This is a genomic window from Marinicellulosiphila megalodicopiae, assembly GCF_045862395.1.
GTDB lineage: Bacteria > Pseudomonadota > Gammaproteobacteria > Pseudomonadales > Natronospirillaceae > Marinicellulosiphila > Marinicellulosiphila megalodicopiae.
Map to the genome: position 1 here is coordinate 4,438,398 of NZ_AP023087.1, position 17,070 is coordinate 4,455,467.

Consider the following 17,070-nt stretch of genomic DNA (forward strand, 5'->3'; position numbering starts at 1 on the left):
CACAAAACAGTTTTACAAGTATTTATCGAGCATTTCGAACAACAATTCAGAATCAATCGGCTTACTTAAAAAGTCATCCATTCCTGCCTCTATACAGGATTCTCGATGTTCATTCATTGCATGCGCTGTAATGGCGACAATGGGTATGCGTATGGAGGTAGTATCATCAGTGTTTATTAAATTTTCTAATGCTCGTATTTTTCTTGCTGAGCTTGCACCATCCAATACTGGCATTTCAAAATCCATAATTATCAAATCATATTCATCAATTCCTTCTTGGTATGCTTTAAATGCTTCCTGGCCATTATCTACAACAACCGCTTGCGCACCAAGTTTTTTTACCATGCCTTTGATGACTATTTGATTTACTTTATTATCCTCTGCTACCAATATTTTTTTACCTTTTAATGATTTTCTTGGAATGGTGTCGCGTACATTAGTCTGCACAGCTGGTTTAGGTTTTGCTTTGGATTGATTGCTCAGTATTGTAAACCAAAATATTGAGCCTGAATTCACTTTTGAGGTAACACCAATATCGCCCCCCATTAATTCTGACAACGATTTTGAAATACTCAATCCTAATCCAGACCCACCAAATTTTCGTGTTATGGAGCTGTCCGCTTGATTAAATGCACCAAATAACTTTTCAATATTTTCTATAGATATACCAATTCCTGTATCAATAATTGAAAATTTTAAAAGTGGATTTTCTTTATTAAAATCAGTATTTGATTCTAATTCTATACCAAGAGTTATAGAGCCTTTTTCAGTAAATTTAAATGCATTCCCTATTAAGTTTATTAATATTTGTCGTAATCGAGTTGGATCTGACACAATGATAGTGGGCACATCTTCATGTATCGATAAGTTTAATTTTATATTTTTTTTCTGAGCATCGAATGAAAAAACAGAAATCACTTCATTACATAGCTTCATCAATTCAAATTCAATATGTTCTACGCTTAATTTACCTTCTTCAATTTTAGAAAAATCTAATATATCACTGATTATATTGAGCAATGAATGAGCTGAATTTTGAATAATTTGTAAATAATTATTTTGCTTTTCGGTTAATTTTGTATTTTGTAATAACTCCGTCACCCCTAACACACCATTCATTGGTGTTCTTATTTCATGACTCATGGTCGCCAAAAAATGACCTTTTGCTGTTACAGCTTCTTCTGCTAATTTATTTTTCGATTCTAAATCGGATACAAGGGTCTGGATTTTTTCTTGAGCGATGAGTCTTGCTTTGTTTTGGTGAATATTTCGTATTGTTGACGTTATTTGAGACGTAATCATTGCGCATGCAAATAAATCTATCTCTCTTGGGTATAGTTCATAAATGACTCGACCAAGCTGATCATCAGAGTTGTATATTGTTTCAACAACCATTGTGCATCTTGATTTATTTGGTTTTAATTTTTTTGGAAATAACAGTGTTGCGTCATGATTTTTAGAATTTTTAAAATTATCATTTTTGATATCATTAAAAGACAGTATCGTATCGATTTTATTAGGTGGAATCCACTTCATATTTTTTATTTTTTTGACTGGGTTTGGGTAGCCTAATACTAAGTAATTCTGCAAATCTATAAATCTTGATAGTTGTAAATATTTTGATCGAATTCCATCTGCTAATTCGTCAAAAGTTTTAGAATCTGATATTTCATCAATGATATCTTTAACAAAATAAATATTATCCCTAGAAGAAATATCTGTAGATCTTGTTAATGCAAATTCCTTTTCCATTGACTCCCTAATCAAAATGGTAATTAAATTAATTATTTTTGATTTTTTGCTACTGTTTACTTCTGATTTTTCTAACTTCTCGATTGAACCTAACCAAATTTTATAACCAGATTTTAATCGTATATCGGATTTTAATCGTTCTTCTAAAATTGGATAATAATGTTCTTCAAATTCAACAATACTTCGATCAATATTATTGTTAGATTGTTGCATTAATTTAAATACGATATCTGACAATAATTCATAAATATTCTCATCATACTCTATTACCTCATTGTCAATATTTTTTTCTATAAAAGGCAATACGTATTTATTCAGATCATACTCTAATTGATTTTTGGTTTTTTTTACAGAATGGAATCCACTTGAATTTCTTGTCACAAAAGTACTATCTAATGTATATAATTTTTCACATGATTGTTTATTTATGTGCTTCATTGCTAATTCAAATGCAAGGGCCCCCATTCTAACAAAAGGTTGTGATACGGTGGTTAATGTTGGGGTACATAATTTAGATTCATTAATATTATCAAAACCCGTTACCGCTATTTGTTGTGGGACTTTTATTTTTCTTAACGTTAATTCCTCAATCATACTAATGGCGCACACATCATTTGAGCAAATAATGACATCTGGAATATTTTCATTTGATAAAAATTTATCTAATGCTGCTGGGCCATCTTCCCGAATAAAATATCCGTAATAAATATTTTCTTCTTTTATTTCAATTTTGTATTTTGTTAGCAATTCTTTGTATATATTTAAACGCATTAATGCTTCAGGGTTACGTAACGGACCTGACACAAAAGCAATATTTTTATATTTTTGTTTGACTATTAAATCTTTTATTAATTCGCTGAAACCAAATATTGAATCCACAATAATTGAAGATTGTCTCGAAATAAAATTAGAAATATCCATTCCAATACTAACAACCGGAACAGATGAGAATTTTATTAATAATTGTTTGAATTCTTGCTCAGTTAAATAATTACTTAACGTTGGAGTTAATAATATTACGGCATCCACATTTTTTGAATTAATTTGTTCGTATATCACACTCTGATGATGTTCTTGATCCAGATTTGGATTACCAGGCGCGCCACCTAAAAACAAAATCAAATTGACATTTAACTTCACCGCAAGCGTGTTTATACAATCAATTATTGTGTTGTTGTAAGAATCACTTAAAGATACTACTTGAAGACCAATGGTGATTTTTTTTTGTATGGGCATAGCAAATTTCTACTTTTAACAACAAGATGAGTATTTTTTAAACAGTACATTTAGTATAGGCAAGGCTAGTAGACATGCCATGTAAGAAGGGCGATTCTTTTAGTTATGTTTCATTTTGAACTTTTTTAAATACAAACAGGTTAAATTAGATGGTAAAAAGGTTAAATTAGATGGTAAAAAGGCATTTTGAGGCTAACACACTATATCCTTTGAATATTTTAATGATTTCTAAAAAAGCGACTTAATACATAGATAACTCTCATTGGATTCAATATCAATATATATCGTGGCACACTGTGGATAACACCTAGGATAAATACGAGATAGGCATGTGAAAATATGTGGATAACTATTTAATATGATCAGTAACCTCTTAATTTATAGCGTCAAATCATCCAAATAAGTAGCACCTAAGGTTTTACACTGTATAAAATACTGTGTATAAAAATAGAATTTACATTCAATTAGCCTAAAACTTTTACAATTAACTGCCCAATACATGCTATTAAATTCAAAATGTCAGAGGCATCGTGCGAGCAGCAGGCTAATTCACAGCATAAATTCTATATATGGGCTGATTTAGCTTTTAAAATTGCAAAATCAGAAATGAGTTTCAAGCTTGTTACAGTTATCTATTGCGCTCACACCCAAATTTGATCGCTGCCTGAACAGTTATGGATTGTGCTCAATGAATACTCAAGCTTAAATATTTTATGAAACAAACTGCAAACTGAAAACTACAAACTACATAAAACATACAACAAATACCTATTCATCTTGATAATACTCAATGGTTACCTCAACATGCTCACTTTCCAATTTCAACTTTAAGCGCTGCAGTACCACGCCAAAGGTCATCATTGGAAGTGATTCAAATTCTGGATGATGAGCGTGAAGATCTTCCTCTTCAATAAAGCGATAAAGTACAACAGTGGTTTGTGCAGATTGCTTAAACCCTTGGTACGCCTGCGTAACTTTTTTGTTAACAAGTGCATCAATTTCAATTAATGAGTCGACCACGCCTTGAGGGAGTTTCTTTTTACCTGCTTCCCATTTACGAATAGTACGTTCATCCACATCAATCACTTTTACAAGAGTGGAAATTGAAAGGCCTAGCGCCTCACGTAGTGTTTTAAATTCTGCAGCATGCATTTTCTGATTTTCTCTGGTTAATTGTGTGGTGCAGCTTACACTAATTTTCCATTTAATCCGTAAACTTATAAGTCTGACCATATCATTACCGTTAATAGCGCAGGCTATATTTTCAAATAGTGTTGTTAATTTGTGAAACCTTTAAAATATTCTAAGCTTAATCAATAACAGAATAAAAAGTGATCACTTTATGCAACACATTGAATATCAAACATTAATCGATAGTCTTGAAAAACTCACAATACCCCAGTGCGATTTGATAAAAAAACGTCTAAGCTCGCATCCATTTACACCCAACCCCGTACTTAAAAATTTAGAAATAGAATTGGATCAACACCCTCATTGCCCCAAATGCCATTCTAGTCAAATCATACGTTTTGGCCAAGCGCACGGCAGGCAACGTTATCGGTGTAAAGGTTGCACTCGTACATTTATGTGCACAAATGGCACTCAATTTTTTCGATTACACAACCATGCCAAATGGCTTACTTATATTGAAAACATGGTGCAAGGTAAATCTTTGAGAGAATGTGCAAAATTAACAGATATGGCTCTAAGTACTTCTTTCAATTGGCGGCATAGGTTTTTAAGTATGGCTCAAACCGACCAACCCGAAAAGCTTGAAGGCATCATTGAGGCACACGAAACTTATTTTAAATTCTCTCAAAAAGGCGAGAGGAATATTAAAAGACAGCCACGAAAACGCGGAGAAAAAACCCTTTCAAAAAAATTAAATAACAAAGAATGGACACCCGTATTAGTAGCAGTAGATCGAGCGCATCATGAAATGGATTTTATTTTAAATGCTGTAACAGATGACAATATCGATCAAGTATTAGCGCCGAGATTAGCAAGCCAATGTATTTTATGTACCGATAATCAACCCGTATTTAACAAGCTTTGCGAACAACATCAAATTTTACACAAAGTCAGTCACAACCTTCAAACCGTTGAAGGAGTGTTTCATATTAAAAATGTAAACGAATATAACTGTCGTTTACAAAAATGGATGGAACGATTTCATGGTGTAGCAACAAAATATCTTGGACATTACTTGGGTTGGTTTAGAGCACTAGAAACTCAAAAGTATGAAAAAACCAATACTTTCAAACTATTAGCGCTGCAGCAACACTGTTTCGAAACATAGCCAAACTAGAGCCAAAACATAAAAATTTATTAATCAAATACAGCCAAGAAATACACTGAAATTTCGCATTACAGAAATAAAAAAAGGCCCAACTAAAAATTAGCAAGGCCTTTTGAAATTTATAATTTAACTATTTTTAATAGTGTTTATTTTAAATAGTGTTTATTTTAAATAGCTTAGTGAACAATATTTGCAGGTTGCAAAGCATGAAACGAATTAAGTACTTTAATACCACAGGCTTGACTTGAAGCCAAACTGGTTAGCACTTGGTTTCTTCTTGCTAAGTCATTAAATTCACGCGTGATGTCACCTTGCATAATTGCATCATCAACTGAAATCCCTGTTAAAAATCCTGACAACTGACGAGAGACAGGATCTACATGAACAAAGTTAGTATCCGTTTCACCAGAATGACAGTCATCACAGGTATTTAATGAAAACTTATGACGCACTTCACTTTGCATTAATGCTGATTGATTCACCCAACTGGCCATAGCAGTGACAGAAGTGTCATGACAGCTAGGGAAATTGCTTGGTAAATTATTTGGATTAATAGGTGCGTTCCACATATTTCCAACTGTGTAGTCTGCAAATGCACCCAAGAAATTGTGCGACTGACCTTGGAATGAATACTGTTCAGGTACAACATGAGCTTCGCACAAAATATCACCGGCATTTTGTTCTAAATAATCCGCCATCAAATTCGATCCATTACGAAATAATGCAGGATCTGGATTTTGTTTAATTGTGTCTGGCGTAATTAAACCCGTGTTTGGATCAATCACAAATTCTTTTAACTGCCATGGCGAAAATACATTTTTTCCATCAAATGCAAAATCATTGGTCCGCAATTGATTTAATTGAGTAGCACCATTAATTGTCACATCATCTGTAATATCTTTTAGTGCATTTTTGAATGCTAATGTATTTCTATTTTGTCCATTTATTCCAGCAATATTATCTAAATCAATCCATTGATTAGCTCTTGCGTTGATCTCTGTGCACACATCAGCTGTATCGGCATATTCAAATATGACTGTCAGTTTATTTAGACCTATTGACTGACACCCACCTTGTTGATCCATATTCAACAAACCAAACACAAATCGAATTTCACCTGGTTGACCAGATTGACCATAAGCGGTCGATTTTGATAGATCAATACGATTCACAATAGCCAATAATCGAAATGGTAATTGGTCAATATCAATATTTGTTAAATCTTGATTTGCACTAAAAGCATTACCTGTTGCGTCTTTGAAATATTCAACAACGCCTTTTCTTGCAGCAATACTAAAACCATTTACGCTATTTGTTTGTAACCAATTTTCTAACCAATTAACAATAAACTCTTGATCCGTTAAACCGGTATTACTTGATGCATTTAATTGACTCATTAATGTTTTAAATGACCAAGGCGCGTTTGGATTTATATCATTACCTGTACCATCGGAATTACAAGCATCATAAGTGAAAGCTGGGTCTGCTATGACATCTACATCATTAATAATTAATGCATTTTCCTCATTCACGACACCTGGTAAAATACCTCCACTATGCAAAGAATTATCCACAATGATCGCGGTTGTACCATCAGCTAATGTTACTTCTTTTAACTGTTTTTCAACAACACTGTCCATTTGTGGAAATACTTTTTTAGTCAGAACAGAGCGAGAAGAAAACTCAAAACTGATGGGTTTTTCAATTCTATTAATCAATTCTAATGTCTTAGAATCAGTCGCTAATGCGTCTTTCACATCTTCAAAAAACAACCCGGTAAATATACCATCTCCGGCTTCTTTATCTTTTCCAATGCCATCATCAAAAAGTAATACCTGTTTTGAATCTAGATCTAAAACAAAATTATTTTCTTCAGTAAGCTCTAAACTTTCTTTGGTCATCGTAACAAAAGCAACTGAATTTAACCCATTTTCATCTTCAGTTAATCGCATCGTGTCAACGGATTTTACTTTCAACTTTGAATCTTGTAATTGAGTAGATCCGCAAAAAAATCGAACTTGATAATCATTACATCTTTTATCTTGCTGTTGATTATTTTTACACACCAAACCCGCTTCTGGTGAAAACGATGCCAACAAATCTGGCGCTAAACTTCCATCATAAATAATATGGATACTGCCGCGTAGTCTTGCTTGAATGGCTGAAGGCTCAGAACACACTTGTTTACTTGTAAATCCGTTCAAATGCTCGTAATCACCACTACCACCTGGACTGTCTCGATCCAACCAAGGTGTCCACGAAGCAGCTACAGCTGGCAATGCGATTACACCAACTAATAGCGTTAGCAGGCATTTAATAAGGTATGCGTTTTTTCTATTACTTTTCATACAGGTTCCCTTTATACAAAGTTTCATAATTTATTATTTCCTACTCTTAACGTTTTTCGGATGACACGGCGTTTTGATCAGTAGCGCTCTGTTTTTAAATCACTATTCAGCTCACACAACATTATGCGCAATTTGAAAGGTAATAATTTTAAGTATTATTTAATTAAAACCACATTATATTCAATTAATCGAACTCAAAAAAATTATGCTCATTAAAGATATGTAATAAATATTACAGAATAATTACTTTTAATTTTTAGTTGCACTGTTAATAATTTTATTCACAATAAAACAAACAGTGAAGTAAAAATTTGACTGTAAAAAGTGTAGCAGCGAGAAATGACAACACACAACAATAGACAATTAAAGGAAAGTTTAAGGAACAAACCAGGAACAATCCTATATGGCTGATTATGTAATTTTAGAAATACATGGTAAGAAATTGAATCATTACAAAAATCGAAACCTTTCAGATTTCGATTTTTACAAACGATTTTACAAACGATTTTACAAGTAGGTTTATTCTGAAACTGTACGTTCGTCAACCGACCTTAATGTTACCGTTCCATCAGGAGCAATCATTACGCTATTACACATCCATCCACCATATCGATGTGCAGAACACCCAGTATATGTTCGTGACGTTGTGCCAGACGTACAGGTAACTGATGAGCCCGTTGCATTACAATTATTCGTACCGTCTTCATCAACCCTTACTTTATCAGCGTACGCTGAAGGTATAGATACTAATGCAATGACAGCTGTAGATAATGTGTAACATAAAAATTTTCTATTGAATTTCATATTGGATCCCTTTATATAAAGTGTTTAATTTTTAATTCCTACTCTTAACGTTTTTCGGATGACACGGCGCTTTTTAGAGTGACGCACTCTCAACTATATTAATTGATGTTACAAATTTAGACTGAACCCTTGAATTGAATTTTATTTCCATCAAATTTCAAACAATTCTAAATCGATACCATCAACTATTTTTCGATCGTAACTTACAAACTTACGCAGTTCAATGACTTTTAATTTATAAATTAATGCATAACATTAATAGATGGATTTCTCACACATTTATATTAGCAATTGAGCGCTAGTCTGCACTAATACCTATTAAACGAAATCTATATTGCATGAATACTATTCAACACTCAGCTGATATTTTAATTATTTGCATGCTTCTCACCGCTTGTACATTTACACTTTTATTGATTTTGGGAAAGTAAGACCTAAGTTAGCCAATATATGTGATTCATTTTTCATTTTCTAGCCCATATTTAAAGGGCTAAACAGGCGTAATGCTTACTTAATAAACCAGTTAATCAGGTTAACGGTTTTCACCTTGACTGCAATAAAGTGTAAACTATAATTATTTACGAAATCATCACTTTGTTCAAGAAACCGTAAACATGCCAAAATCAACAAAATACACATCAGCTCAACAAATTGTTTTTGCCGCGCAACGACTCTTTTTTAAACAGGGGCTTAAAAAAACATCAGTGGAGTCCATTTGTTTAGAAGCGGGTTTGTCCAAAGTGACCTATTACAAACACTTCAAAAACAAAATGCAGGTTGCCCTTGGTGTGACTCAAAAACTGATCGACGAAGGGCAACACTCATTTAATCGCATTAATCAAAAAGACATCAGTTTTCAAGAAAAAGTAAAACAAATTATTGCTGAGAAAATGGCCAATGCCAATAAAATGGGCGACGCATTCATCAGTGATCTTTTTACCGATCAACATACCGAGCTTATTAGTTTAATGAGTGAAGCGGCAATACAACAAAAACAATTCATGCTCGATTTTTTAAAAACAGGACAGCAAGAAGGTGTAATACGCAAAGACATCAGCGACGAACTACTTTGGTTTTCACTTGAATCATTGGATCACATGGTACGAGAATCAAGTCTTATCAGTTTGATGCCAGACACAAAACAGCGACTAAAATGGGCATTGGATTTTTTCTTTTATGGGTTAGGTAATCCATCTAAGTAATTTAAATATACATCACATAATTTAAAATTGAAGAGACAACAAAATGATTACTATCAAAAATTTAACATTTAGATACCCAAAAGCCAAAGTGGACGTGTTAAACAATATTAACTTCAACATTAACAAAGGTGAAATATTTGGATTTTTAGGGCCAAGTGGTGCAGGTAAATCCACCATTCAAAAAATTATGATTGGATTATTAAAAGAGTTCACAGGTGACGTTAAAGTATTAGGCAAACCCATACAAAATTGGAATCGGGACTTATATCAGCATATTGGCATTCAACCTGAATTACCCAATCATTTTAAAAAATTAACCGCTCGTGAAAATTTAAATTATTTTGCAACACTGTATAAAAAAGGCGAACCTATTTACAGCGCCGAAGAATTATTAGCCAAGGTGAATTTATTGGATGCGGCTGATTTAAAAATAAGCGAATTTTCAAAAGGCATGAAACAACGCTTGTCGTTAGCGCGTGCATTAATTCATAAACCCGAAGTGTTATTTTTAGATGAACCCACTTCTGGGTTAGATCCTGTGTCGTCACAAATGGTCAAAGACATATTGTTTGAGTTAAAACAAAACGGAAGCACCATAATAATGAACACTCATAATATGGCCATTGCAGATCAAGTATGCGATCGCGTGGCATTTATTGTAGATGGACATGTATCAACCATTGAAAAACCCCACGAGCTAAAAATCAAACATGGATCAGCTGCATTAATTGTTGAATATGTAAACGAACACGAAATAAAATTTGAAGAATTTTCGATGGTCGGTTTATCTGACAACACAAAATTTCAAACCATTTTAAAAGACCTTGAAGTGCGCACACTACACAGTCGTGAAGCGTCACTAGAAGACGTATTTATTAAATTAACAGGACGCACATTAGTGTAAGGGTTAATAATGAATACTTTTTTATTAGATATAAAATTACAGTGGCAAAACGGTTTTTATGGCGCAGCGGCATTTGTGACTGTTATTTGGATTTTAATTTTACGTTTTACACCCATTGCAGAGGTTGAACACATTTTGCCATTTTTAGTATTTGGCAATTTACAAATATCAGGTTTATATTTTGTGGCGGGCATTCGATTATTAGAAAAAGACGAAGGCACGTTGGCTGCACAAATACTCACACCCATGAGTGAATCCCATTATTTATTGAGTAAAGTGGCAAGCCTTGGTGTGCTTACATTATTAGAAAGTTTGGCATTTTTATATATTGGTGCAGGACACGAGCAGGTTTCATTTTTAGCGGTTGTTGGCATCATAGTTATGTCGGCTACCTTTGTATTAACAGGTTTAATTTGCATTAACTATTTTAATTCGTTAAATGAATTTATGATTCCGTCTATTTTTATTATGTTTGTTTTATTTTTACCTGTGTTTAATTTATTCGAATTTAGCGACTCGTGGTTATTTTATTTACATCCCATGCAAGGTCCATTAATGCTTTTAAATATTTCTATTGATGGAGGCAATCTCTCACAATGGATGTTCTCATTAATAAGCAGTGCCATTGTGTTAGGTGGTTTATTTTATTGGAACCATAAAAACCTATATAAAATTGCAGGAGAAGGTTTATGAGCACGCTAACTCATAATATCAAATTAGAATTATTACAAATAAAGCGCGACCCGATGCTGCCTTGGATGATATTATTTCCTGTAGTCTTAGCGTTATTGGCACGAATTGTTTTACCCGGTTTACAAATTTGGTCTATGCAGAATCATCAATACGATTTAATGCAATTTGCACAATTAGGACAGTCAATTTTAGTATTAACCGCGCCGCTTGTAATTGGTTTGGTGATTGGGTTTTTATTATTAGATCAAAAAGACGAAAACTCATTAATTGCTATTGCCTTAACCCCTGCCAGTTTAACGGGGTATTTATTAAAGAAAATGGTCGGCCCGCTTCTAATGGCTATCCCCATTACCTTACTAAGTTTGTGGATCAGCCAACTTGTGCCGTTTAATTTTATGCGCGATTTATTAGTGACCGTTATATCGCTTTTATTAGCACCCTGTTTTGGTTTATTTTTAGCTGTCCTGGCATCTAATAAAGTTCAAGGACTGGCGCTGTCTAAAATATCAGGTTTGTTTTTAATACCGCCAATATTAGGTTGGATTTATCAAGATGGCTTAGGCTGGTTAAACGGATTTATGCCCACTTATTGGCCGTGTTTTGTGTTTTGGAATTTTGAATCAGGGTTAAGTTATGGATTGATAGGTGGATTAATCGTTGCAATTGTTTACCCTGTTTTCATAATTATGGCGTTTTTGAAAGTGTTTATGAAATTGAAATAATAAATAACAGACAAAAAAAACACCCATAACAATGGGCGTTTTTAATTTTACAGTTTAATTCAAAAACTATTGCATACGTGCTTCTAATTGATCAGCTGCATCTTTAAGTGCTTCATCTATATCTCGACCATCAGCAAGTACTTCTTGCAACGCTGTATTTACAATAAGTGTTTCAGCAATATTATCGTATTTACTAGGCAATATAGGCGTCACATTATTAGCAATTTCAGCAAATAATAAACGTGCTTTTTGCCCATCTAAAAACGCTATTTCTTCATCAAAAATGGCATCGCTATATACTGTTTTATTTGCAGGAAACATCGCCCACTCTTTAAATCCTGTTAACTGAGCCTCTGGAGAAATCATGTACTCGATCGCTCTCCAAGCGGCGTCTTTTTTATCTGCTGACTGGGTCGGAATCGCTGCAAATGTGCCGCCCCATGTGCCATAAATACCAGCAGGTAAAGTTGATGCCCCCCACAAACCAGATGTATCCGGCGCAATCCAACCTTTCATATGACCTAATAACCAAGCACCTTGAATTTCCATGGCAAACAAACCATCATTAAATCCGTTATACCAATCATCATTCCACATACCCAAACTGGCATCTAAACCTTCGTTGCGTAACGTTAGAGCCATATTAAATGCAAATTTAAATCTTTCATTTTCAACTAACACTTCATCATTGGCGCCAATGTAAATTCCGTTACCTGGCTCAACTGTTCCATAAATAATAGCTCGAGCAATTCCATCGACATTTGAAACCAAATACACATCATGATCATCACGCAACGTTCGACCATAAGACAACCACGACTCCCACGAATCCATCACTTCTGTCAAATCAAATCCTAAGCCTTCCATATAATCTCTACGATAAAAAGCAACACCTGGACCTAAATCAACAGGGATCGCAACTTGTTGCCCCAATTCGTTTTGACCTTGAGAAACCGCGTAATCCACCATATTATTTTTATACATTTCAAATTCAGAAGACAAATCAAGCAATGCTCCGTCATTTAGGTATCCACCTATTAAACCGGTATCAATTAATTCAACATCTGCGGCACCTGATCCATTTTCTAAATTTAAAATTAATTGATTATGATGCACCCCCCAGCTATTAGGAGTCGATTTTATCAAAACGTTAGCTGTAGAATTTAAATCTTCATAGAGGGTTTGAAAGTAATTACCATAATCACCAAATGCATTAATTTCGATATTCTTTAATACAATTTCTGAATATATATCTAATTGTTCAGAAAATTCAACTTCAGTATAACCGGTATCCGCCTCATCAATTAATGTTTGATAATCAGTTAACTCTATATTTGACGCCTCATTAATTTTAGCCTCTACTTGTTGCGCAATTTCGGGCAACTTTTCAATTATCATTGTTGCAACAAACAAATGAAGTGATTCATCATCTAGGCTTAGTTGTGAATTATTTTCTCCAATTTCAAAAGCACTTTTATAGGCAACTTCAATTTCTTTTTCTACAATTTTAGAAACTGAATAGAATTTCATATTGTTTGAATGTGATGAAGCAGACACCTCACCTCGCTCAAAAAGATAAAGACCAATTGATGAAATATTAAGCTCATTTAATAAATTTAACTGCGCACTTTCTTTGGTTTGCATAGGATTAAAATTCATATATGCATTTAATAAAGTATTCATTGGTGAGATATATAAATCACTTAAATTATTTGACACCAACAAATAATTTAATTCTTCATCATTAGAAACTTTTGCCAGTACGCGTACTTTTTCTAAATTGTATTCCTTCAACTCAATAAGTATTTTTTTATCAAATGAATATTCACCATTTTGAGAAGACATTGAATATTCATTTTCGTCACACTTATAATTATCATTTAAATCTAAACATATTTGTGTTGTTTCACTTTCAGAAAGCACTGAACCTTCAAAATTTAGAGGCCCAGTATAAGTACTTGCATATTCTAAAACTAAACCAGACACAATATTTTCTTCAGAAGATACGGTTAATTCAAATTCACCAAAAGTATTAAGCCAATTACTTGCAGCAATAATGGTGTATGTCCCAGAATTTAAAGTTTCATTAATTTTAGAATTTGTTGAACCCTCAGTTGAATCATTATTTTGACTAACTAAATTGTAATCACTATCTAATAAAACTAAATAGGCATCCTCTTCTGATTTCAAATTAATTTCGACCAAACCATCTTTTGTTACTGTGAAATTATACTGGCTATTACCTGAATTATTTAATTCTAAAGTGCCAGTTCCATACCAAATTCCATTCTCTGATAACGTAACAGGTGTATCAGATGAATCATTACACCCTAAAAGCAACAAACTTATTACTGTACTACTTATTAACTTTAATCCAAAGCTGACATTTATTTCCTCATTTTATACGATTTTTTATTAACTGCATTATGCGTGGCTATCATACCATTTCTTTTAATCACAAATGAAAAGAAAATATATAGAATGCAGTTAATGAATAGTGATGAAGCGGTTAAATAACTTTATCATTACAATTTATATCATTCTAAAAAGATAATCTTAAAGTCGTCATACTAGGCGCTAATGGGTAATAACAGACTATTTACAAAAAAATATAATTATTTTTGTAAATTAATCAGGTTTAGGCACTCTAAAGTCATATAACCGAAACATAGATGAGATTTAAACGATGACAATTATTAGCAGATTAAAAATGACATTAGGATTAACCCTAATTGCAAGCACAGCCTTAATAGGTAATTCATACGCGCAAACCCAAACCATAATCGTAGCAGGTGGGTGTTTTTGGTGTGTCGAGTCAGACTTTGAAGCCGTTGAAGGTGTGAGTGAAGCCGTGTCCGGTTACATCGGCGGTCACACTAAAAACCCAACTTACAAACAGGTGTCCTCTAAAAATACAGGACACTATGAGGCTGTAAAAATTACCTTTGATGACGAAGTGGTATCACTTGAAACCCTGTCTGATTATTTCTGGAAAACCATTGACCCTACCGATGCAAACGGACAATTTTGTGACAAAGGCGGCCCGTATAAAACCGCCATGTTCTATCAAGATGCCGAGCAACAAGCCGTGTTTGAAGCATCCTTAGCCAAGGTAAAAGCAAATAAACCGTTCAGCGAAGATATAGTGACGCCAATATTAGCTGCCACCAAGTTTTACCCAGCAGAAGATTATCACCAAGATTACTACACAAAAAATCCAAAGCGTTACTCGTATTACCGATTTAGTTGTGGGCGTGACAGTAAAATTAAAAAGCTTTGGGGATCAGTTGAGAGCAAAAAACATAAGTAGTTAAATCTTATATTTTTTGAAGAATAGTTAACTTTTTGTTTAAGGCTAGTACTGCGGTACTGGCCTTTTTTTGGTCTTATTTTAAGGGCCTGTTTCAAATGGGTAAATGATGCCATCCTCAAGGCTTGCCTACAAGGATGTAGGTAAGGGCCGAGAGCATGCCTACAGGAAGTAGGTAGTAGAGCAATGTCTGGAACATATTGCCGAGGACGCGGTAGCTTTGCTGTGTAGGTCATATGCTTTACTGCGACAAAACTAACTAAATTCAAACAATAACGCTAATTCCACCCATTTACCCCAAAAGCAACCACCAGTTGACACATTACCAACCCCAGTTGCTAGACTGCAACCCTCTAACTACCTATGCTTAGCACAATTAAAACGAATAAGAGAACGTTATGATTTTAGCAGAGAAGATCGTCAAATTAAGAAAACACAACAGCTGGTCTCAAGAAGAACTGGCCGACAAAATGAGCGTATCAAGACAATCAGTCTCAAAATGGGAAAGCACAAACAGCATCCCCGATTTAAACAAAATCATATTGTTAGCCAAGCTGTTTGATGTATCAACCGACTCCCTACTAAAAGACGAGATCGAAACATTTGACGACGGCGCCCCCCATAACGAGACAAGCGCCATTCAAATAAGCCTAGAACAAGCCGCAAAGTACATCGAACATAAAATGGCAGTATCCGCCTTAACCATCAAAGGCGTGTTACTTTGTGTATGCTCAGTGATTCCCTTGTTTTTCTTCTTGGCCATGGCGCATACCCAACGATTAAACCTAACCGGTAACATCGCCACAGCGATTGGCATCATGGGCATGTTAATCATGATCTCCATTGCCGTCAGTTTTTTCATCAAAATCAACCAATATGAAAACGACATCAGCCAAATTGATAACGACCCCTTTGAATTGGCTTATGGCGTGCACAGCGTATTTAAAGAAAAGCTACAGCAATACAGACCCACTTATAACCTAAGACTATCCATTGGCATCTTCTTGTTCATTACATGCTTTGCCCCCTTGATGTTTGTCAGCGTGTTTTTCAAAGGCACAGACATCGTATTAATGATGTTAAATGTCTTAATGCTCATGATCGCAGTAGGGTTATATTTAGTGATACCCGCATCCGCCAAAATGGATGCCTTCAACAACATCCTAAAAGACACCACGCAAGATACGCCTAAAAGCAAACGCACCAAACGAGCTGAAAAACTCGCTGCTTTTTATTGGCCGTTATTAACCACCGTGTATTTAGGCTGGAGTTTATGGACCATGAACTGGGGATTCACTTGGATTATTTGGCCAGTGGGTGCAGTGTTGTTTGTGGCGCTGGTTGGGTTGATGGAATTGCTGGAGAAGGATGAGGGTTAGGGTTTGTTGGGTGACGGGTTTAGAGTATGTTGGTAATGATATAAACAGAATTATAAATGATATTGGTTTTATTATTGCGCTCTATTTACAGCCAAAAGTGGATGTCCTTTCTATGCTTTCTCCTTCGAAGAAAATTAACACCATTATTGAAAGTATTATTAAACAAGCGATTTGACCCCTTCTCCTTTTTTTATTAAACAAGCGATTTGACCCCTTCTCCTTTTTTATTAAACAAGCGATTTGACCCCTTCTCCTTTTAAACGCACTAAAAATCAACCTCGAATTAGTTTTGTCGCAGCAAAGCTACCGCGTCCTGCTCTCGCGCCTTACCTACATCCTTGTAGGCAAGCTTACGACCCACAAAACCATCGAACAAATCAATGTGGGTGATGGCTTGCCTTCACTGCTAACTTCTTAAAAT

General features: G+C 34.4%; 13 protein-coding genes. 8 read left to right on the forward strand and 5 right to left on the reverse strand.

All coding sequences use genetic code 11. The features are described from left to right. Nucleotides 1-12: 12 nt before the first annotated feature. Together TYM08_RS19070 and TYM08_RS19075 are read right to left on the reverse strand one after the other, a co-directional pair. Nucleotides 13-2,988 (reverse strand): ATP-binding protein, encoded by a 2,976-nt coding sequence (locus TYM08_RS19070; protein WP_422380741.1) that lies wholly within the window; start codon nucleotides 2,986-2,988, stop codon nucleotides 13-15. Nucleotides 2,989-3,756: 768 nt separating this feature from the next. After that, nucleotides 3,757-4,221: a DUF1870 family protein gene (locus tag TYM08_RS19075; RefSeq protein WP_422380742.1), complete on the reverse strand. Its 465-nt coding sequence runs from the start codon at nucleotides 4,219-4,221 to the stop codon at nucleotides 3,757-3,759. Between the two features lie 109 nt (nucleotides 4,222-4,330). Between TYM08_RS19075 and TYM08_RS19080 the strand changes: the two genes are divergently transcribed. Beyond that, nucleotides 4,331-5,287 carry an IS1595 family transposase gene (locus TYM08_RS19080; RefSeq protein WP_422380743.1) on the forward strand — a complete coding sequence of 319 codons (957 nt, stop codon included), beginning with the start codon at nucleotides 4,331-4,333 and terminating at the stop codon, nucleotides 5,285-5,287. Between the two features lie 176 nt (nucleotides 5,288-5,463). Here TYM08_RS19080 and TYM08_RS19085 read toward each other — a convergent pair whose 3' ends face one another. Beyond that, nucleotides 5,464-7,635 carry a hypothetical protein gene (locus TYM08_RS19085; protein WP_422380744.1) on the reverse strand — a complete coding sequence of 724 codons (2,172 nt, stop codon included), beginning with the start codon at nucleotides 7,633-7,635 and terminating at the stop codon, nucleotides 5,464-5,466. Between the two features lie 519 nt (nucleotides 7,636-8,154). Continuing rightward, nucleotides 8,155-8,439 (reverse strand): hypothetical protein, encoded by a 285-nt coding sequence (locus TYM08_RS19090; RefSeq protein WP_422380745.1) that lies wholly within the window; start codon nucleotides 8,437-8,439, stop codon nucleotides 8,155-8,157. Nucleotides 8,440-9,053: 614 nt separating this feature from the next. Between TYM08_RS19090 and TYM08_RS19095 the strand changes: the two genes are divergently transcribed. From TYM08_RS19095 to TYM08_RS19110, 4 genes are read left to right on the forward strand one after another with little or no spacing between them, the layout of a single operon-like run. Then, a complete protein-coding gene (locus tag TYM08_RS19095; protein WP_422380746.1) occupies nucleotides 9,054-9,641 on the forward strand; it encodes a TetR/AcrR family transcriptional regulator in 588 nt (195 codons plus the stop codon). 43 nt (nucleotides 9,642-9,684) lie between these two features. After that, nucleotides 9,685-10,545 (forward strand): ABC transporter ATP-binding protein, encoded by an 861-nt coding sequence (locus tag TYM08_RS19100; RefSeq protein ID WP_422380747.1) that lies wholly within the window; start codon nucleotides 9,685-9,687, stop codon nucleotides 10,543-10,545. A 9-nt stretch (nucleotides 10,546-10,554) separates the two neighbouring features. Further along, nucleotides 10,555-11,238: a hypothetical protein gene (locus TYM08_RS19105; RefSeq protein WP_422380748.1), complete on the forward strand. Its 684-nt coding sequence runs from the start codon at nucleotides 10,555-10,557 to the stop codon at nucleotides 11,236-11,238. Beyond that, the gene (locus tag TYM08_RS19110; protein WP_422380749.1) at nucleotides 11,235-11,960 is read left to right on the forward strand and encodes an ABC transporter permease; all 726 of its coding nucleotides are present in this window, start codon (nucleotides 11,235-11,237) and stop codon (nucleotides 11,958-11,960) included. Before TYM08_RS19105 ends, TYM08_RS19110 begins: the two co-directional genes overlap by 4 nt. Nucleotides 11,961-12,026: 66 nt before the next feature. Here the strand turns inward: TYM08_RS19110 and TYM08_RS19115 are convergent, their stop codons facing one another. Continuing rightward, nucleotides 12,027-14,303, reverse strand: a complete 2,277-nt coding sequence (locus tag TYM08_RS19115; RefSeq protein WP_422380750.1) for an extracellular solute-binding protein — start codon at nucleotides 14,301-14,303, stop codon at nucleotides 12,027-12,029. A gap of 343 nt (nucleotides 14,304-14,646) precedes the next feature. Between TYM08_RS19115 and msrA the strand changes: the two genes are divergently transcribed. The 3 genes from msrA to TYM08_RS19130 all read left to right on the forward strand — a co-directional run bounded on the left by msrA (nucleotide 14,647) and on the right by TYM08_RS19130 (nucleotide 16,824). Next, nucleotides 14,647-15,270, forward strand: coding sequence for a peptide-methionine (S)-S-oxide reductase MsrA (msrA, locus tag TYM08_RS19120; RefSeq protein ID WP_422380751.1), 624 nt, complete (start codon nucleotides 14,647-14,649; stop codon nucleotides 15,268-15,270). A 398-nt stretch (nucleotides 15,271-15,668) separates the two neighbouring features. Then, nucleotides 15,669-16,649, forward strand: a complete 981-nt coding sequence (locus TYM08_RS19125) for a helix-turn-helix domain-containing protein (RefSeq protein ID WP_422380752.1) — start codon at nucleotides 15,669-15,671, stop codon at nucleotides 16,647-16,649. Between the two features lie 10 nt (nucleotides 16,650-16,659). Further along, nucleotides 16,660-16,824 (forward strand): hypothetical protein, encoded by a 165-nt coding sequence (locus TYM08_RS19130; protein WP_422380753.1) that lies wholly within the window; start codon nucleotides 16,660-16,662, stop codon nucleotides 16,822-16,824. The last annotated feature ends 246 nt before the right edge of the window (nucleotides 16,825-17,070 follow it).